The sequence below is a fragment of the Streptomyces sp. NPDC059989 genome (genome assembly GCF_042736975.1).
GTDB lineage: Bacteria > Actinomycetota > Actinomycetes > Streptomycetales > Streptomycetaceae > Streptomyces.
Map to the genome: position 1 here is coordinate 121,432 of NZ_JBHWUO010000016.1, position 17,230 is coordinate 138,661.

Consider the following 17,230-nt stretch of genomic DNA (forward strand, 5'->3'; position numbering starts at 1 on the left):
CCGAGCCGCTCGAGACGCGCATGTGCGGCGGCCGACTCCCGGACACCCTGCCGCAGGGTGACTTCCGGTTGAACCCCTTGCCTCCAGCGCTTCGACTGCCACCGGCCGGGCACCGAGCCGGCGCGCCGGCCGGAGGCATGCCGCTCCGACGCGGTTTGCCGGAGGAAGGCCGATCTAGGGCACGCGTGCCCCGTCCAGGACCAGGTCGACCAGGCGGGGGGCCAAGGTCTCCTCCAGCGGTTCGCCGGTGAGCAGTACGCGCGCGAGCAGAGGGCCGGTGATGGCCTCGACGACGAGGTGCGGGTCGGTGTCGGCGGCGAGTTCGCCGCGGTCGATGCCGCGCCGGACGAGGGCTTCGGCGCGCTCCATGCGGGCGCGCCAGTAGGAGCGGCGCCCCTCCTCCAGCGCGCGCTCTTCGTGCACCGTGCCGAGGTGCAGCATCGCGGCACCCGCAGGCGTGGCGAGGAAGTCGGTCAGTGCCGTGAACAACACGGCCAGGTCCTGGCGCACGGTGCCCGTGTCGGGGACCGGGAGGGCCTGGTCGCTGCGGGTGGCGAGTGCGTCGAAGATGAGGTTCTCGCGGGTCTTCCAGCGCCGGTAGACGGTCGTCTCGTGAACGCCGGCCGCGCGCGCCACGGCGGCCACGGTGGTCGCCGTCAGGCCCTGCGAGGTGAGCAGGTCGACCGTGGCGTCCAGGACGGCCTGCCGCATCCGCTCGCCCCGGCGCCTGAGCGGCGGCGCCTCCTTCTCATCCCTCATGGCACAGCAGCCTAACGCAAGGTCTCTTGCGATATGGATCCGGCGTGCGTACGTTGTAAAGCAAGACGACTTGCGATAGCCGATAGCTCGCAGGCCACCGACCGGAACGGACGAACCCCGCCATGGACCTCATGCGCGCCGCGCGACTGCACATCCCCTCCCGCACGCTGACCGTCGAGGACGTGCCCAAGCCGGTTCCCGGGCCCGGAGAGGTACTGGTGAAGGTCGAGGCGGCGGGCGTGTGCCTGTCCGACGTCCACTTGATAGACGGCACCCTCACACCGGCCCACCTGCGGAGCGACACCGTCACGCTCGGTCACGAGGTCGCCGGGACGATCTCCGAGCTCGGACCGGACGTGACCGGCTGGACGCCCAGGCAGCGGGTCGTGCTGCAGGCCGGCGAAGTCCGCGACGGCCGCCTCCTCACACGAGGCGTCGACTACGACGGCGGCTGGGCCGAATACACGCTGGCCGGCATCGGCACCCTGTTCAGCCTCCCCGACTCGATCCCCTCCGAGCAGGGCGCGATCATCCCGGACGCCGTCTCCACCCCCTGGGGAGCCATCACCACCACCGCCGAGGTCCGGCCGGCCCAGGCCGTCGGCGTCTGGGGCATCGGCGGGCTCGGCGCCCACGCCGTCCAGCTGCTGCGCGCCGTCGGGGCCCACCCCATCATCGCCATCGACCCCGTCCCGGCCGCCCGCCGCCGCGCCCTGGACTTCGGCGCCGACCTCGCCCTGGACCCGGCCCACCCCCACCTGCGCGAGCGGGTGCTGGCCGTCACAGGAAACCGGGCACTGGAGGTCGCCTTCGACTTCGCGGGGGCCGCCGCCGTCCGCGAGCAGGCCCTGACCGTCCTCGCGCCCAAGGGGCGCCTGGTCCTGGTCGGACTGACCGACACACCGCTGACCGTCGCCCACAGCACGCTCTTCGGCTACATGCAGCACCAGATCCTCGGCCACTACGGCTCCGAGGAGAACGCCGTACCGCAGCTGATCGCCCTGGCCGAAGGCGGCCGGCTGGACTTCTCCCGCTCCATCACCGACGTACTGCCGCTCGCCGACGCCGCCCAGGCCGTCCAGCGCCTGCACACCAAGGGGGGCGACCCGATCCGGCTGATCCTGCGCCCCTGACCTCGTGTCCCACCGCCTCGTCCGCCCCGTGCCCCCACCCTTGGCACACCCCTCCGAAGGAAAGGTGCCCCCACATGCCCGTGGACCCGTCCACCGCTGCCGTACTCGACCAGGTCAACGCCCGCCCCACCCTGCGGGTCATCGACACCGACCCCCAGATCCTGCGCGAGGCGAACCGGCAGATGAGCGCCGGCATCGCACTGCCGGAGCCCATCGAGGTCGGCTCGGTGCAGGACACCACCGTCCCCGGCCCCGCCGGACGGATCCCGGTGCGCGTCTACCGGCCCGCCGGAGGCGGACCCGCCCCCACGGTGCTCTTCTTCCACGGAGGCGGCTGGCTCACCGTGACCTCGACACCCACGACGACGTCACCCGACGGCTGTGCCGCGACGTGGACGCCGTGGTCGTGGCCGTCGACTACCGCCTGACCCCCGAGCACCCCTTCCCGGCCCCCTACGACGACTGCCTGGCCGCCGCCCGCCACGTCGCCGATCACATCGACGACTACGGCGGCCGCCGGGACCGCCTCGCCGTGGCCGGCGACAGCGCCGGAGGCAACCTGGCCGCCGCCGTCGCCCTCACCTTCCGCGACGAGGGCCGGCCACTCGCCGCCCAACTCCTGGTCTACCCGGCCACCGACTTCGTCGGCGACCACCCCTCACGCACCGAGAACGGCGCCGGCTACCTCCTCGGTGCCCAGGACGTCCTGGACCTCCAGCACCTCTACGCGGGCGACGACCCCACCGTCCGCGGCTCCTACCAGGTCTCCCCGCTCCGCGCCGCGCGGTTCACCGACCTCGCGCCCGCAGTCATCGGCACCGCCCAGTACGACCCGCTGCGCGACGAGGGCAACGCCTACGCCGAGGCACTGAAGGACGCCGGCGTGGACGTCTTCGCCCGCACCTACGACGGGCTGATCCACGCCTTCCTCAACCTCTTCCCGGTCTCCCCGGCCGCCGACGCGGCCGTCACCGAGCTGTATGCCGAACTCAAGGCACGGCTCGGCTGACCAACGTGCGCACGGAACCCCTGGCGAGCATCGACCGGACGGCCAACACATGCCCCGGTGGCCGCCCCGGTGGCCGCCCGTATGCTGACCAAGATCCGGGAGCAGGGCCGAACGATCGGCCGCCCGGAGGTCCGCCCCGAGCCGCCCACCATGTCGGCAGGCTCTTCGGGCGGTCCGGACCATCTGGGGAGGGGTCTTGAGAAGTCTTGCCATGCCCGGAAAGTGGCGTGGGGCCACCGGGCTCGTCGCGGCCGTGGCCGCCGCCGCCTCCTTGCTGACGGCGGGACCGGCACAGGCCGAGGAGGCCGTGCCGCCGCCGGCTGCGGGTGAGCTGCGGGTGATCTCGTGGAACATCTGTGGTGAGGCGGGCGGGACCCGCGGGGTGACGTCGGGCTACTGCCCGCACCGCAACGATCCGGCGCAGAAGGCGAAGGCGGTCGCCGAGCTCGCCGAGAAGCACCAGGCCGACGTGGTGATGCTGCAGGAGGCATGCGGCTACACGACCCAGATGCCGGACGAGGTCCAGGCCCTGAGCCACCAGAAGCTGCTGGAGGCCGAACTCCCGGGCTGGAAGATCGTCCACGCCGTCGGCGACCGCGAAGCGAGGGACAGCGAGGGGAACCTCCTCACCAACTGCCGCCCCGGCACAGGCGCCCCCAAGCTCGGCGGCGATCTGGGTGTGCTGATCGCGGTCAAGGGCAAGACGTCCGCCGTGCAGTCGTTCGAGACGGCGCCGGCGACGCTCAAGGCGGAGGACTTCGCGTCGCTCCCTCCGGCGAAGCGGCCGAGTGCCGAGAGGATCGCCGCGCTGTCCGGCCGCAGGAAGCCCGCACTCTGCGTCCGCAAGGAGGGCTGGCCGGACAACATCTGCACCACGCACCTCTTCGCCGGGAGCGAGGGCACGGCCGAGAGCGTGGTCCGCGGCATGCAGGCCCAGGCGATCAAGTCGACGCTCGGGGCGGACTTCACCTCCGGCATGATCCTCGGCGGGGACCTCAACGCCACGGAGACGGAGCCTTCCCTGGCGCCGCTCGCCGATGGCCTCGCGCGCTACGCGAACACCGAACACACCCATCAGGGCTGGCTCGCGGCGGGCTCTCCGCTCACCCACCGCTACGACCACGTCTTCACCAGCAAGCGGAACCGGTTCACCTCCGTCGAGGTCGACCATTCCCTGATGGACCTGACGGACCCCTACGCGGTGCCCGAACCGGCGGGCGTCTTCTCGGACCACGCACCCGTCATCACCACCGTGCGCCGGGTGCCCGGCGACCTGAACGGTGACGCCCTGCCCGACATCCTTGGCGTCGACGACAGCAACCAACTGCGTCTGTACCCCGGCGACGGCCGGGGCGGCCTGGGCACGTCCACCGTCATCGGGCAGTCCAACTGGGCGGGAACCTCGGTCACCCACCGCGGGGACTGGACCGGCGACGGCGCCGAGGACGTCGTGGCCCGCGTCGGCGGCGAACTGCGGCTCTTCCCGAACCTGGGCGACGGCAGGATCTCCGGCCACACCGTACTGGCGACCGGGCTTCCCGCCGGCGCGAAGATCGTCGGAGTCGGTGACGCCACCGGCGACGGATTTCCCGACCTCGTGGCCCAGTACGCCGACACGCTGTACCGCTACGACGGGGTACCCGGTACGCCCGCCTCCCTGAAGCCTCCCGTCAGCCTGGGCACCGGAGGCTGGGACGCGATGACGCTGACCGCGCCCGGTGACGCCGACGGGGACGGCCGGGTCGACCTGCTGGCCCGCAAGAAGACCGACGGCAAGCTGTGGCTGTACCACGGCCGTGACGGCGGCAGCTTCGGAAGCACCGGCACCCGCACGCTCTTCGGCAGCGGCTACTACGAGAACACCCGGCCCCGCATCGCGGGAGCCCCCGATGCCGACGGTGACGGCACCGCCGACATGTGGGCGACCACCCAGGACGGTCGACTCCTCTTCTACCCGGGCGGAACCGACGCCCTGGGCACCCCGGTCGACCTGGCACCCGGCACCGTACCGGTCGAGGTGGCAGCCACCGGTTGGTCCGGTTCCGGGTCCCTCGGCTGAGGGATCACCGCATCGGCCGCGCGACGGGCCGCCCCGCCCCGGACCTCATTCGCCAAGATCGGAATTCCGCCGGCGCCGGATGTGAGCCGGGCTCAGCGGGCCGCGGCTGCTTTCCCGTACCGCACCGGCAGCTCGACGAGGCCGCGGGCTCTGAGGGACGGACGCCAGCGGGCGTCGCCGTCGGCCAGGGCGAGCGACTCGAAGCGGTCGAGGAGTGCGGCCAGGGCGATCTCGGTTTCCGCTCTGGCCAACGGCGCACCGAGGCAGTAGTGGATGCCGTGGCCGAGGGCCAGGTGGCCCGTCGTGTCGCGGTAGAGGTCGAAGAGGTCCGGGCCGGAGAAGCGGTCCGGGTCCCGGTTGGCCGCGGACAGGGACAGCAGGACCGTCTCGCCGGCGGGGACGGTCACTCCGCCGATGGTCACGTCCTCGGTGGGGAAGCGCCGGATGGCGAGCAGCGCCGGGCCCTCGTACCGTGCGGCTTCCTCGACGGCGGCGCGCAGCCGGGACGGGTCCTTCCGGAGCACGGCGAGCTGGTAGGGGTGCTGCAGCAGGGCCAAGACCGCGTTGCCGATGAGCTGCACCGTGTTCTCGTAGCCGGCGAAGAGGATGAGGAAGGCGAGGGAGAGGAGCTCGTCCTCGGTGAGGCGGTCGCCGTCGGCGTCGCGGACCGCGACCAGGTCGGAGAGCAGGTCGGCACCGGGGTGCCGGCGCTTGTGCGCGACCAGGTCGAGGAAGAAGCCGAGCATGGCCGCAACGGCTTCCTTGGCAGCCTGCGGGCGGGTCGGGTCCGGGGCGATGAGCGCGTCGGTCCAGGCACGGAAGTCCCGGCGGTGCTCCTCCGGCACGCCGAGGAGATCGCAGATCACGATGATCGGCAGGGGCGCGGCGTAGGAGGCGATGAGGTCGGTGGTTCCCTGCGGGCCCAGGGCGTCGAGGAGCCGGTCGGCCGTCTCGCGTATCGGAGTACGGAGCTCCTCGACGCGGCGTGCGGTGAAGGCACGGGCCACGAAACCGCGAATGCGGGTGTGGTCCGGAGGGTCCATGTTGAGCAGGTTGGCGTCGAGGGCCGGCGGAAGGGACAGTCCTCGGTAACCCCCCTCCGCCGCATGCCTCTTGTCCAGGGAGAGCCGGGGATCTGCCAGGGCCGCGCGTACGTCGGCATAGCGCGTGACGAGCCAGGCCGGGTTGCCGTCCGTACCCGCGATCCGATGTACCGGAGAGGTCTCGCGCAGACGCCGGTAGACGTCGTACGGGTCGTCCATGAGCTTTTCCTGGAGATCCATGGGCCCAGCCTAGTGCGGTGATCTCATGGGCCCGAAGGCCGGCCGGGCAGCCGGGAGCCGATCGGCGCTCAGATGACGTGAGCGGCGATGGCTTGCGCGCACAGCAGGGATTCGCTGTGCGTCGTATCCACCTCGAGGTCGTAGGACACCCCCTCGTGAACCACCTCCGCCTGTGATGCGGCCATCCCCTGGATGCGGTCTCCTCGCGCCACCTCACGACCTGCGGCGACCGCACCCTCACACCTGATGCCGACCCACAGCACGGCCAGGTCGCCCACAGCCTTCTGCCACCGCTGCCGGGACGCGACTCCGCCGAGGAAGACGTCATCGATGATGATCCTGGCGCCTGCACGGGCCATCGCCGCGACGCCGTCCATCCAGGCCGCCTCCAGCGCCCGGAAGTCCGCGCCCACGCTCACCCCGCCGTCCGCCGCGAACACGATCCCCCCGTCCGACTCCCGCATCCTCGCGGGCACGGCGTCGACGAACGAGTCGCACCCGAACGCCAGCCACGGATCCGGCAGTACGGCCTGCAGGCACCGCACGATCCCGGACTTCCCCGAGCTGGAACCACCGTTGAGAATGATCATCTGAGTCGTCACCGAGCCACGGTAAGGCGCCTCCCACACGGCACGAAACGAATTTCGGCACACCCCCGCGCTGGCGGGTGGTGGGAGGCGGCTCCGTCGACACGCGCCGGCCTGGCTCGTGATCAGAAGATGCGCTGGCCCGGGGTGAGGATGCCGTCGGGGTCGTAACGGTGCCGTGCGGCCTTGAACTCGTCCCAGAACGCGCCGAAGTGGCGCACCCAGTCGGCCGAGGTGAGCGGCACCGACCCGATCGGGTACCAGCGGCCCCCGGCGTCGACCGTGACGTCGTACTGGCTGCGATTCGCGGCGACCATCTCCTCGGCGGAATCCGCCCCGGGCGAAGCGGTTTTGAGGAGGGAGAAGAGATAGGCGAGTTCCTCGTCCGGCATGACCGGAAGCGGGGTCGCGCACTTGGCGGTGAGGACGGGGTACAGCAGGATGACCGCGCTCGCGCCGATCGCGCCGGACTTCAGGTTCGCGAGTGTCTCCGTGACGACGGCGTTCACGGACGAGGCGGGGAGCAGGCTGTCGTACCAGGGGTGGGGCCGCTTCCACTCGCCCATGGATTTGAACGCCTCGACCATCGGGGCGATCCGGTTGAGGAAGTCGAAGTAGGGCAGGTCCTGGGCCTGGACGGCGGTGTGGCCAAGGTCGTCGGTGAGCCGGGCGTCGTCCGCCGGTGTCGCGTCGTAGGCGGCAGCCTCGATCATGTAGGCCCAGCCCTCAGGGGAAGGCGAGTGGGCCTGGCCGACGAGGTAGTCGAAGCGTCCCTCCTCGATCAGCTGCGCCTGCTGTGCGGTGAGCGCGGCAACGCTCGGGCAGGTCAGTGTGTAGAGCCGTACGGATCGGGGCGCGGGGACCAGCGGGATGGTGGCGCGGGTGATGAGCGCGCACTGTCCGAGGCCGCCGAGGACGGCCCGGAACAGGTCGGGGCGCAGGGTGGGTGAGCAGGTCGTCAGCTCGCCTTCGCCGGTGACGACCTGGAGTTCGAGCACGTTGTCGACCTGTGCCCCGTAGCGGCCGATCTGCCCGCCCAGGCCTCCGGCCGACAGCGTGCCGCCTATGGACAGTTCCAGGTAGTCGGTGAAGACGGGCGGGGTGAGGCCCAGGGGCAGGGTGGCCCCGACCAGGGCGCTCCAGACCGCCCCGCCTTGGACCGTGGCGGTCTGGTCGCGGATCTCGACGGAGTTCAGGGTGCTGAGGTCGATGACGAGCCCGGAGGGCACCTGAGCCTGCCCGTTGGTGGAGTGCCCCTGGCCCCGCCCGGCCACTTTCAGCCCGCGCTCGCGGCAGTAGCGCACCATCGTGGCGACGTCCTCGGCCGAGCCGGGCTTGAGGACCGCGGCGGGCCGCTGGTGGACGAGGCCGCCGAAGTCGGTGGACGCGGCTTCGAGAGCGGTCCGGTCGAAGCACAGTTCCCCGTCCAGCGCCGGGACTTCGTCGAAGGCGCCGTCGGTGTGGCGAGAGGAGGCCGGGTCCGGCTGCTTGGCAGGGCGGTGAGGAAGAGACACGCTTGCTCCAGTCGGCTCAGGTGCGGACAGCACCCCCGACCTCAGCCGAGTCGGCGGCGCTGATCGGTCGGTGTGCCCGGCCCGCAGCACGCGGAGTCGCTCCAGGAACGATCACACTTCCTGCACAGTGTGGTCGTCGCCTTGTCAAATCGTCCACCAAATATGCAAGTTGGGATCGGCAAGCGCACTACGCGCTACTCGCCGGCCAGCGCGGCGTCGAGCATCCGGCGGGCCACCGATGTGAGTTCCGCCGGGTCGGGTGCGGGCCGGGTGCGGGCCATCGCGCCGGCGAGGCGGTCGAAGAGCACGCCTTCGGTCCAGGCGACCAGTACCTCGGCGGCCTCCTGGGGCCGGGCGGCGCCCAGCGCCGCGACGATGGCGACCGCACGGGCACGGGCCGCCAGGCCCGCCCGGCGCAGGGCCGGCTCCAACTCCGGCGTGCGCGCGGCCTCAAGGCTGAGTTCGTAGCGGGCGAGCTGGCGCTCGCGGCCCGTGGTCAGCCAGCGGTGCAGCAGTGCCCCGAGCCAGACCGCGGCCTCCTCCCGCGAGACCGGATCCCGCGATTCGACGTCGTCCAGATCCAGTTCCGCGATGCGCGCACAGCACGCGCCGATCAGCGCCGTACGCGTGCGGAAGTAGTACGAGGTACTGCCCGCGGGCAGCCCCGCCGCGCTGTCGATCGCGCGGTGGGTGAGCCCCCGCAGGCCGGCCGCGGCCACGGTGGCGATCGCGGTGTCCGAGATGAGGGTGCGGCGGTCGGGGCTGGACATGCCCTCACTCTACAGTTGTAGAGTGAGGGCTCTACACATGTAGAGGATGGCCGAACCGAACGGAGAGGTGTTCCATGCCGATACGTCACGCGGTGGTGGTCGGAGCCGGAATCGGCGGCCTCACGGCCGCCATCGCACTGCACCGCCGTGGCTGGCACGTCACCGTCTGCGAACGCGCCGCCGAACCCCCCACCACCGGCGCCGGCATCGGCCTCGCCCCCAACGCCCTGCGCGCACTCGACACGATCGGCGTCGAAGCCGCACGCGCCGCCGGCAGCGCCGTACCCACGACGATGGGCGTGCGCCGCGCCAACGGCCAGTGGCTCACCCGTTCCGACACCGCGGACATGGCGGCCCGCTACGGCATGCCCCCGATCGCCGTCCCGCGCCCGGCCCTCACCGCGGCCCTGGCCGCCGCCCTGCCGTCGGAGGCCCTCCGCTACGGAACCGCGGTGACCGCCGTCGACGACGCCATGGGCCGCCCGACCGTCCGCACGGCCGTCGGCCCGGACCTTCCCGCCGATCTGGTCGTCGCCGCCGACGGCATCCACAGCCCGCTGCGCCGCGCGTACTTCCCCGAACACCCCGGCCTGCACTACGTCGGCGAGACCGCCTGGCGGACCATCGTGGACGCCCCGGACCTGCGGATCCCGGCCATGAGCGAGACCTGGGGGCGGGGCGAGCGGTTCGGTGTGACCCCGCTCTCCGACGGCCGGTTCTACCTCTACGCCACCGCAGTCGTTCCGGCCGGCTCCCGATCGGCCGACTCCCGCGCCGAACTCCGCCGCCGCTTCGCCTCGTGGCACGACCCCATTCCGGCCCTGCTGGACCGCGTCGGCCGCCTCGACCCCGCCGACATCCTCCGCAACGACCTCTACGACCTGGCCGCGCCGCTCCCACGACTGCACCACGGCCGGATCGCCTGGCTCGGCGACGCCGCCCACGCCATGGCCCCCAACCTCGGCCAGGGCGGCTGCCAGGCCATCGAGGACGCGGTGGTCCTCGCGCACCTGCTGCCCGCCGGAGACGGGGGAGACGGGGGAGACCGTGGAGACGGCACCGATGCCGTCCCGGCCGCCCTCGCCGCGTACACCGCCGCCCGCCGCGACCGCACCGACGCCGTGCGCCTCCGCGCCCGCCGGGTCGGCCGCCTGGGCGCCCTCCGCAACCCGCTCGCGGCGGCGGCCCGCGACCTCGCGGTCCGCGCCGTCCCCAACCGCCTGGCCCTGCGCGGCATGGACGACCTCTTCAACGGCTTCCGTCTGCCCGGGTAGCAGGGCGCGACCGAGGCGGCGCGCCGCGGCATCTCCGCCTCCACCCAGGTCACCCGAACGGACGCGCCCGGGTGTTCGTCCCCTGCCACCGATCGGAGGCTGAGGGCTGGAGGCCCTTCCGGGTCTCCGCCCGATGAAGGAGCTTCTCGTGGCACAGACATCACCTTCCACCCCTGCCGCCGGCGCCCCCCGCGACGGTGGGCCGTACGACGCCCGAAGCGGCTGGGCGGCGGGCGGCACCGTGTTCGCGGGCGTACTGCTCCTCGTGGACGGCGTACTCGCCGTGATCAAGGGCATCGTCGGCATCGCCAAGGACGACGTCTACAGCCGGCTGGGCGACTACGTCTTCAAGTTCGACGTGACCGCCTGGGGCTGGATCCACCTCGTACTCGGCATCATCCTCGTCATCGTCGGCGCCGGACTGCTCAAAGGCACGTACTGGGCGCGGGCGATGGGCGTGGCGCTGGCCGCCTTCGACATCATCGTGAACTTCATGTGGCTGCCCTACGCGCCCGTGTGGGCCATCATCTCGATCGCGATCGGTGTCTTCGTGATCTGGGCCCTGTGCTACGACGGCACCCGCACCCGTTCCGCCGCCTGACCGCCAACCGGGCATCCCGCGCCTACGCGTGGGATGCCCGGTGTTCATCCCGGAGGCAGGGGGGTCGTGTTCCGCCGGGTGGCGGAGCGCAGCGCGAAGGCCATCACGACTTCGAAGACGCCGAGCAGGACGAGCCACAGTCCCAGCAGCCGTGTCAGGGCGACCGCGGAGTCCACCGGGAAGCAGAGCACGACGATCCCGGCGACGGTGCCGAGGGCGCCCAGGCCGAAGAGCAGGCCACGATGCACGACCGCGCGGTCGGTGAGCGACACGTACGCCGTGAGCACTCCGGTCAGCAGCCAGAACACCCCGACGATCAGGGACAGCGCGCCGATCGTCTGCATCGGATGCCGCAGCACCAGGACGCCCGCGAGGAATGCCAGCATCGCGATCAGGACGCCCGCCAGCCTGCCGCCGCCCCCGTCGCTGCTGTGCGAGAAGGCCGTGACGAAACGGAAGCCGCCCGCCACCAGGAGCTGCAGGCCGATGATCACGGCCAGGATGTGGAGCGTCTCGTCGGGCCAGACGAGCACCAGGATGCCGGGGATCAGGGTCGCGAGGGCGAAACCGAGTGCCCAGTGCCACGAGCCGCCGAGCTGCCGGAGGACGTCTTCGGGGTCGCTCTGCGTGTGCTGCGGTGCCGCGTTGGAGGGTACGGTCATGACGCCTCCCGGGCCGGGCGAACCTTGTGTACCTTTCCCGGCCATTTTAGGACGAGCCCGGCACGGGCGCCTGGAGTGCGCGACGTGCCGTGCCCGCCCACACTGGGAGGGTGAGGCGTACCGGTACGGTCTTGCTCTGCGTTGCCGGCCTGCTGGGTGCAGCCCTTCCGGCCGGGACCGCCGCGGTCCGGTTGCCGGCCGCGACAGCGCCTGCGGCCTGCGCCAGCTCGCCCGGCCCCGCCCAGGGCGACGCGCGCAAGATCCTCACCATCGCCGAGCAGTCCCAGCGCGAGTTCGGCCTGAACTCGGTGATCCTGCGGGTCTCCTCCGGCGACCGGGAAGTGCTGACCACGGCTCTCGGGGAATCGATGACGGGTGTTCCGGCCGAGCCGTCGATGCACTTCCGTGCGGGGTCCGTCGGCATCGTCTACATGGCCACCGCCCTGCTCCAGCTCGTCGAGCAGGGCAAGGCCTCGCTCGACGACCCGGTGTCCCGCTGGCTGCCGGACCTGCCGCACGGCTCCGAGATCACCCTGCGGATGCTGGGCAACTCCACGTCAGGCCTGCGGGACTACGTCACGGACCCCGCCTTCCTCGCCGAGCTCGAGGCCGCCCCCTTCCGCCAGTGGACACCGGCCCAGGTCATCGAAATCGCGACGGGCCACCCGCTCCTGTACGAGCCGGGGACCAACTGGAGCTACTCGCACGCCAACTTCCAGCTCCTCGGAGCCGCGCTGGAGAAGATCAGCGGCCTCCCGCTGGACCGGCTGCTCAAGGAGCGTGTGATGGAGCCGCTCGGGCTGAGCCAGACCAGCAACCAGTCCACGCCGCAGATCCCCGAGCCCGTCCTGCACGCCTTCACCTCCGAGCGCGGCACCTACGAGGAGTCCACTTTCTGGAACCCCTCGTGGACCACCAGTCCCGGCGCGGTCCTCGTACAGAACATCTGCGATCTGGACCGGTCGGCGCGTGCCACGGGGACCGGGGAGCTGGTGTCCGAGAAGTCCTTCCGGACCCAGATCGATCCGGGCACCGTCGGCCTGGGGCGTGCAACGCCCTCCTGCCCGGCCAGTGTCTGCCTGGCCAATACGGCGGCCCACCACTTCGGCCTCGGTGTCCTCGTCGTCAACGGCTGGATCCTGACGAACCCTTCGTTCTCGGGCTACGCGGCGATAGGCGCCTACCTGCCGGCGGAAGGGCTGTCGATCGCGGTCAGCGTGACGATGGGCCCCAAGAGTCCCGAGGGCAACTCGGCGCAGACCATAGCCGAACGCATCTCCGCTGCCCTCGCCCCCGGACACGTGCTCAAGATGAGATGACTAGACGCTCAGGCCGAGGATCTCCAGGATCGCCTGGGCGTACTCGGCGGTCCCCGAGCCGGGGGCGACGGCGCGTTCGCGGCGGAAGCCGTCGGTGCCGGTACGGATGAAGGCGGCGCACTGCCCGTACAGCCCGGCCTCGTGGGTGCCGCCGTCGTCCACCGTGCACAGCAGCTCCAGCAAAGTCCTCAGCAGCTCCTCGCGGGTCGCCCGCCGGGGCGGACGCGCGGACCACACGGCCATCAGTACGGCACATGCGGCCGGCGCGGGCGGCTTCAGGTTCTCCCCGAAGAAGACGTGGCCCTGCAGCGCGCGGAACGCGGCGGGATGCCCCTCGGCGGCATCCCGGACCATGGCCTCCAGATGCCCCGCGGACCGGCCGCAGCCGCACTCGATCGACTCCCAGTCGTGCCGGGCGATCTCCGCTTCCACGGAATCCGGAACCAGTGGACTGCGCCGCACCGCGGACTGGCGCCGCGCAGCACGCTGCGGCATCTCGCTCCCCCTCATGGGGCACAGTATGAGCCCAGGTCGGCCGGCTCGGCGAGAGGGAGCGGGACGGGAACTTTGCTGGTCACCCCGCTCACGGACGAACGATGTCAAGGAATTGTTGACAGATTCTCCCTGTCAAGGTTTCCTCGACGCATGCCCGACGTGAAATCGAACGCCACCCCCAGCACGCCCAACCGTCCTGCGCTCGCCGCCCTGTTGCCGCTCGCGGTGATCCCGCTCGGCCTGACGCCGATGTGCGCCGACCGGTTCGGTACGACGGTCTCCATCGCCCTCGTCGTGGCGAGCCTCGTCCTGGTCGCCACCGCAGGCGGGCTTCTCGCACGGACGGTGGCCCGCAACGCCGCCACCCGTCCGTGCGACGGCACGCAGGACGTGCCGGACGTGCCCGACGTGCCGGACACGCTCGATTCCTTCTCGGGCGCACGGCGATGAACGACGAGCACCGGCTCGGCCCGAGCGAATCCGCCCGGATCCGGGAGGGGATCGCGGCGGCGGTCCTCGGCGCCTCCGCCGAACTCGCCGACAGTCTCGAACGCGACGCCGCCGGGTACCTGCGCCTGATCGACGCCTCGCGCATCGGTGCCGAGGAATCGAGCCGGCTGTTGCGCGAAGCCGTCCAGGGGGCCAGAGCGGCAGGCCACAGCTGGGACACGGTCGGCCGCGTCCTGGGCGTGAGCCGCCAAGCGGCGCAGCAGCGCTTCGCGGACAAGGCCGGCGACATCGTCCACGGCGACCCGTCCACCAACAGCCCCGACACCCCTCGACGGCGCCGTCTCGGCCCCGTGTCCGCGTTCAACGAGATGGCGGCCCTCGCGGACTGCGGACGCGACGGCTGGCACCTGGTCGGCTACGGCGCCGCGTTCCTGGACGTCGAGGCTTCAGCCCACCCCTGGGAGCACTGCCGCGTGACCCTGGCGTCCGGCGGACGCCTCAGGCGGATGGAATCCGAAGGCTGGATCCCGGTCGGTGCGGGCTGGTTCCCCTGGCGCTACTACAAACGCCCCCTTCTGCCCGCCGCCGAGCAGGACATGAAGTAACGCCGACAGGACGCCGAAGTCACGCGCGATGGATGGTGAAGAGCTCGTCCTCATCCCAGCAGTACGCACTCGGCTTCGTATCCCTCGTCGTCGAAGAACGAATACTCGGTTGCCTGTAGGTGATGTTGGTGGATGCAATGTCCGGCATGGTCACACCTGGTACGCAGCGGACTGACGGATCATCCGTTCAGATCGGCGCTCTCGTCCCGCTCACCCGGCCCGGCTGGGTCGAGGCGGGCCAACACCTGCTCGCCGGACTCGAACTGGCCGTTCGCGAAGTCAATGACGCCGGCGGGATCGTCGGAAGACCGCTGGAGCTGGTGGTCCGCGACACCGCGGCTGATCCGCAGAAGGCCGCGGCGGCCGTGGACGAACTGGCTCGCCTGGGCGTGGCCGCCTTGGCGGGGGAGTACCACAGCGTCGTCGCTCGCGCCGCTGCCGCCAGGGCCGACGCCCTCGGCCTGCCGTTCCTCTGCTCGTCCGCGGTTCTCGACGCACTCACCGAAGAGCCGACGGAATGGGTCGCGCGCCTCGCCCCTGCGCAGTCCCACGGTTGGCAGATCTACGCGGACTTCCTCCTCGGCGCGGGCCACAGTCGCATCGCCGTAGCGGCAGAGCCGAGTGTCTACTGGGCATCTGGGGCCCGCATTCTGCGGGACCACCTCGCGCCACGCGGCGGCACCGTCATCGAACTCGACATGCGCACGCTCGCGCCCACGGCCGTGTGCGACGCACTCGTCGACAAGGGCGCGACCGCCCTCCTGCTTCTGGCCGGCCACCCGGAGCCGGCGGTGTCGATCGTCAGGTCTGTCCGCCGCGACCGGCGCCTGGCCAAGATCATGATCGGCGCTCCGGCCGGGCAACCGGAGTGCGCCGAATGGGTGAGGTTGCTGGGCGAGGACGGCGCCGCGATCCCGTTCCTGCGCTACCTGCCCGAGCGCCTCAGCCCACTCGGTGCACGCGTCGAGACGGCCCTGTGCGAGCGGCTGGGCGAAGCGCCCTCGTTCGTCGCCTTCGAGGGCTACGACACGGTCGCCGTCCTCGCCGATGTGCTGCGCTCCCACGGCGCGGACCGGGCGCGCATGGCCGAAGCCTGGCCGCGCGTCGCGGTCGAAGGCACCCGCGGGCAGATCCGGTTCTCCCGCACCCCGGGCATCAGCGTGTGGCAATGGGCCTGGGCGCCCGTCCAAGTCGTCGACCGAGATCCGGCGGACCTCGATCGCTTCCGGATCCTTCACACCGGCTGAGCGAAAGGAGCAACCACCGTTACGCCGTTGGCCGGACCCCGGTTCGGCCGGAGGAGCACTTCCGGATGCAGCTCCGTGAGGCGTTCGTCAAACTGATCGTGAAGCACGGCACCGTATCGGTGACCGTCGGCAAGCCCGCAGCCAACGGGACTCTGCCGCTCACCGACGAGACGAGCGCGGAGCCGGAGATGATCGACTTCCCCATGCCCGTCCCACGCCCGTGCGCTCCCCGGCCGGCGATCAGCCGGTGACCGGCAGGCCTGCGCGCCGCGATGGGCGCCATGGCCTGCTGCCGCCGGTCGTCGCATGGCTGATCGCGAACCTCTTCACCTGGCTGGTCGCGAAGGAATCAGTGGCCGGCGATGGATCCGAAGTGGCCTATTGGTCCACGGGAAGTCGCCATCGCTGGGATTCCCTGCACTACCTGTCCATCGCCAAGACCGGCTACGAAATGTTCTGGTGCCGGGACCGCTACCCGGACTTTCGCGACGTGATGTGCGGAAATGTTGCCTGGTTTCCTGGATACCCCATGTCGGTCCGGGCGGTTTCCGCCACGGGACTTTCCTATGAGCTGTCCGCTGTCGTCGTCACGGAAGTGTCCCTGTTCGGCATGTTCGCGGTGTTGTGGTGGTTGCTCGGGGCTCGGCTCACATGGGCCACAGGTCTCACTCTCGCCATTGGTACGGTGTTCCCTGGCGGCATTTATTTCCATGCGATGTTTCCGATCGCCACCGTAACGTTGGCGCTGCTCGTCTGTATCGCCGGAGTGAAGCGCGGCTCCTGGGGAATTGCTGCCGCTGGTGGGTTCGTGGCGTCCTCCTGCTACCTCGTCGGCGCTGTCGCTGTCGGATTGCTGCTATTGAGCGCGTTCTTCGCGTGGCCAAGGGACACACGGCCGATGCGGTTCGTGAAGGCCGGGTTGTCGGCAGCCATCGCCGGCTGCGGCGTGCTCTGGGCCAAATGGCTGATGTGGCAGGCGACGGGCCGCTGGGACGCGTACGAGACCATCCAGGAATCCAGTTACGAGCAAGGCGAACTGCATCAGCCATTCGAAGAGATGAGGAAGGCCTATTCCTTTCCGTTCAGCGACTGGTACAAGCCCGAGGGGCCCCTGCCGTGGCTGGTGGAGAACAGTCTCGCCGCGCACCGGACCCAGCTCTGGCTGAACATCGCCTTCTTGCTGCTCGTGCTGGCTGCGGCCGCAGGTCAACTCATCCGGAACCGTCGGCTCGACGTCGAGGAGTGGGCCGCCTTGATCTTGACGGTGGCAATCTTCTGGGTGCCGTTCTTCGCCGGTGCGGAAATGTCGTGGTACCGCAATCATGCGCAAATGTTTGTCGGGCTGATCCTGGTCAGACGCATGTACCGGTGGGTTCAGGTGTCGTTGTTGGCGTTCTGCTCGATCCAGTATTCCCTTTTGGGGGCGATGTTTTTCGCCGGAGTACTGGTGTAATCGGCCTTTC

General features: G+C 70.9%; 19 protein-coding genes. 12 read left to right on the forward strand and 7 right to left on the reverse strand.

The window, feature by feature from the left end:
• Positions 1–174: 174 nt before the first annotated feature.
• Positions 175–759, reverse strand: coding sequence for a TetR-like C-terminal domain-containing protein (locus ACFWBN_RS16900; protein WP_385177183.1), 585 nt, complete (start codon positions 757–759; stop codon positions 175–177).
• Between the two features lie 122 nt (positions 760–881).
• Here ACFWBN_RS16900 and ACFWBN_RS16905 point away from each other — a divergent pair, with 122 nt between their 5' ends.
• From ACFWBN_RS16905 to ACFWBN_RS16920, 4 genes are all read left to right on the forward strand, one after another.
• The gene (locus ACFWBN_RS16905; RefSeq protein ID WP_385177185.1) at positions 882–1,892 is read left to right on the forward strand and encodes a zinc-binding dehydrogenase; all 1,011 of its coding nucleotides are present in this window, start codon (positions 882–884) and stop codon (positions 1,890–1,892) included.
• Positions 1,893–1,966: 74 nt separating this feature from the next.
• Complete coding sequence (locus ACFWBN_RS16910; protein ID WP_385177187.1) at positions 1,967–2,320, forward strand: alpha/beta hydrolase family protein; 354 nt, start codon at positions 1,967–1,969, stop codon at positions 2,318–2,320.
• A complete protein-coding gene (locus ACFWBN_RS16915) occupies positions 2,284–2,901 on the forward strand; it encodes an alpha/beta hydrolase (protein ID WP_385177190.1) in 618 nt (205 codons plus the stop codon). Before ACFWBN_RS16910 ends, ACFWBN_RS16915 begins: the two co-directional genes overlap by 37 nt.
• A 211-nt stretch (positions 2,902–3,112) precedes the next feature.
• The gene (locus tag ACFWBN_RS16920; protein WP_385177192.1) at positions 3,113–4,960 is read left to right on the forward strand and encodes an FG-GAP-like repeat-containing protein; all 1,848 of its coding nucleotides are present in this window, start codon (positions 3,113–3,115) and stop codon (positions 4,958–4,960) included.
• A gap of 92 nt (positions 4,961–5,052) precedes the next feature.
• Here ACFWBN_RS16920 and ACFWBN_RS16925 read toward each other — a convergent pair whose 3' ends face one another.
• The 4 genes from ACFWBN_RS16925 to ACFWBN_RS16940 all read right to left on the reverse strand — a co-directional run bounded on the left by ACFWBN_RS16925 (position 5,053) and on the right by ACFWBN_RS16940 (position 9,114).
• Positions 5,053–6,243 carry a cytochrome P450 gene (locus ACFWBN_RS16925; RefSeq protein ID WP_385177194.1) on the reverse strand — a complete coding sequence of 397 codons (1,191 nt, stop codon included), beginning with the start codon at positions 6,241–6,243 and terminating at the stop codon, positions 5,053–5,055.
• Between the two features lie 68 nt (positions 6,244–6,311).
• Positions 6,312–6,833, reverse strand: a complete 522-nt coding sequence (cpt, locus tag ACFWBN_RS16930; protein ID WP_385177324.1) for a chloramphenicol phosphotransferase CPT — start codon at positions 6,831–6,833, stop codon at positions 6,312–6,314.
• A 122-nt stretch (positions 6,834–6,955) separates the two neighbouring features.
• Positions 6,956–8,344, reverse strand: coding sequence for an FAD-binding protein (locus ACFWBN_RS16935; protein WP_385177196.1), 1,389 nt, complete (start codon positions 8,342–8,344; stop codon positions 6,956–6,958).
• A gap of 194 nt (positions 8,345–8,538) precedes the next feature.
• On the reverse strand, positions 8,539–9,114 hold the full coding sequence (locus tag ACFWBN_RS16940; protein ID WP_385177198.1) for a TetR/AcrR family transcriptional regulator: 576 nt from the start codon (positions 9,112–9,114) through the stop codon (positions 8,539–8,541).
• Positions 9,115–9,188: 74 nt separating this feature from the next.
• Between ACFWBN_RS16940 and ACFWBN_RS16945 the strand changes: the two genes are divergently transcribed.
• Positions 9,189–10,388 (forward strand): FAD-dependent oxidoreductase, encoded by a 1,200-nt coding sequence (locus ACFWBN_RS16945; RefSeq protein WP_385177200.1) that lies wholly within the window; start codon positions 9,189–9,191, stop codon positions 10,386–10,388.
• Between the two features lie 148 nt (positions 10,389–10,536).
• Positions 10,537–10,989 (forward strand): hypothetical protein, encoded by a 453-nt coding sequence (locus ACFWBN_RS16950; protein ID WP_385177202.1) that lies wholly within the window; start codon positions 10,537–10,539, stop codon positions 10,987–10,989.
• Positions 10,990–11,033: 44 nt separating this feature from the next.
• Here ACFWBN_RS16950 and ACFWBN_RS16955 read toward each other — a convergent pair whose 3' ends face one another.
• Complete coding sequence (locus tag ACFWBN_RS16955; protein ID WP_385177204.1) at positions 11,034–11,651, reverse strand: HdeD family acid-resistance protein; 618 nt, start codon at positions 11,649–11,651, stop codon at positions 11,034–11,036.
• A 110-nt stretch (positions 11,652–11,761) separates the two neighbouring features.
• Here ACFWBN_RS16955 and ACFWBN_RS16960 point away from each other — a divergent pair, with 110 nt between their 5' ends.
• Positions 11,762–12,970: a serine hydrolase domain-containing protein gene (locus tag ACFWBN_RS16960; protein WP_385177206.1), complete on the forward strand. Its 1,209-nt coding sequence runs from the start codon at positions 11,762–11,764 to the stop codon at positions 12,968–12,970.
• Here the strand turns inward: ACFWBN_RS16960 and ACFWBN_RS16965 are convergent, their stop codons facing one another.
• Positions 12,971–13,480, reverse strand: coding sequence for a hypothetical protein (locus ACFWBN_RS16965; RefSeq protein WP_385177208.1), 510 nt, complete (start codon positions 13,478–13,480; stop codon positions 12,971–12,973).
• A 135-nt stretch (positions 13,481–13,615) separates the two neighbouring features.
• Between ACFWBN_RS16965 and ACFWBN_RS16970 the strand changes: the two genes are divergently transcribed.
• The 5 genes from ACFWBN_RS16970 to ACFWBN_RS16990 all read left to right on the forward strand — a co-directional run bounded on the left by ACFWBN_RS16970 (position 13,616) and on the right by ACFWBN_RS16990 (position 17,220).
• On the forward strand, positions 13,616–13,915 hold the full coding sequence (locus ACFWBN_RS16970) for a hypothetical protein (protein WP_385177210.1): 300 nt from the start codon (positions 13,616–13,618) through the stop codon (positions 13,913–13,915).
• Positions 13,912–14,520 carry a hypothetical protein gene (locus tag ACFWBN_RS16975; RefSeq protein WP_385177212.1) on the forward strand — a complete coding sequence of 203 codons (609 nt, stop codon included), beginning with the start codon at positions 13,912–13,914 and terminating at the stop codon, positions 14,518–14,520. The genes ACFWBN_RS16970 and ACFWBN_RS16975 overlap by 4 nt, the downstream gene beginning before the upstream one ends.
• Positions 14,521–14,657: 137 nt before the next feature.
• A complete protein-coding gene (locus ACFWBN_RS16980) occupies positions 14,658–15,767 on the forward strand; it encodes an ABC transporter substrate-binding protein (protein WP_385177215.1) in 1,110 nt (369 codons plus the stop codon).
• A 65-nt stretch (positions 15,768–15,832) separates the two neighbouring features.
• A complete protein-coding gene (locus ACFWBN_RS16985; RefSeq protein ID WP_385177217.1) occupies positions 15,833–16,018 on the forward strand; it encodes a hypothetical protein in 186 nt (61 codons plus the stop codon).
• The gene (locus ACFWBN_RS16990; RefSeq protein ID WP_385177219.1) at positions 16,015–17,220 is read left to right on the forward strand and encodes a hypothetical protein; all 1,206 of its coding nucleotides are present in this window, start codon (positions 16,015–16,017) and stop codon (positions 17,218–17,220) included. The genes ACFWBN_RS16985 and ACFWBN_RS16990 overlap by 4 nt, the downstream gene beginning before the upstream one ends.
• Positions 17,221–17,230 lie beyond the last annotated feature (10 nt).

Coding starts and splice junctions, on each gene's coding strand:
- ACFWBN_RS16920 (WP_385177192.1), top strand. CDS start 3,113: ATGCCCGGAAAGTGGCGTGGGGCCACCGGGCTCGTCGCGGCCGTGGCC.
- ACFWBN_RS16975 (WP_385177212.1), top strand. CDS start 13,912: ATGAACGACGAGCACCGGCTCGGCCCGAGCGAATCCGCCCGGATCCGG.
- ACFWBN_RS16925 (WP_385177194.1), bottom strand. CDS start 6,243: ATGGATCTCCAGGAAAAGCTCATGGACGACCCGTACGACGTCTACCGG.
- ACFWBN_RS16955 (WP_385177204.1), bottom strand. CDS start 11,651: ATGACCGTACCCTCCAACGCGGCACCGCAGCACACGCAGAGCGACCCC.
- ACFWBN_RS16965 (WP_385177208.1), bottom strand. CDS start 13,480: ATGAGGGGGAGCGAGATGCCGCAGCGTGCTGCGCGGCGCCAGTCCGCG.
- ACFWBN_RS16910 (WP_385177187.1), top strand. CDS start 1,967: ATGCCCGTGGACCCGTCCACCGCTGCCGTACTCGACCAGGTCAACGCC.
- ACFWBN_RS16945 (WP_385177200.1), top strand. CDS start 9,189: ATGCCGATACGTCACGCGGTGGTGGTCGGAGCCGGAATCGGCGGCCTC.
- ACFWBN_RS16940 (WP_385177198.1), bottom strand. CDS start 9,114: ATGTCCAGCCCCGACCGCCGCACCCTCATCTCGGACACCGCGATCGCC.
- ACFWBN_RS16985 (WP_385177217.1), top strand. CDS start 15,833: ATGCAGCTCCGTGAGGCGTTCGTCAAACTGATCGTGAAGCACGGCACC.
- ACFWBN_RS16905 (WP_385177185.1), top strand. CDS start 882: ATGGACCTCATGCGCGCCGCGCGACTGCACATCCCCTCCCGCACGCTG.
- cpt (WP_385177324.1), bottom strand. CDS start 6,833: ATGATCATTCTCAACGGTGGTTCCAGCTCGGGGAAGTCCGGGATCGTG.
- ACFWBN_RS16980 (WP_385177215.1), top strand. CDS start 14,658: ATGTCCGGCATGGTCACACCTGGTACGCAGCGGACTGACGGATCATCC.
- ACFWBN_RS16970 (WP_385177210.1), top strand. CDS start 13,616: ATGCCCGACGTGAAATCGAACGCCACCCCCAGCACGCCCAACCGTCCT.
- ACFWBN_RS16900 (WP_385177183.1), bottom strand. CDS start 759: ATGAGGGATGAGAAGGAGGCGCCGCCGCTCAGGCGCCGGGGCGAGCGG.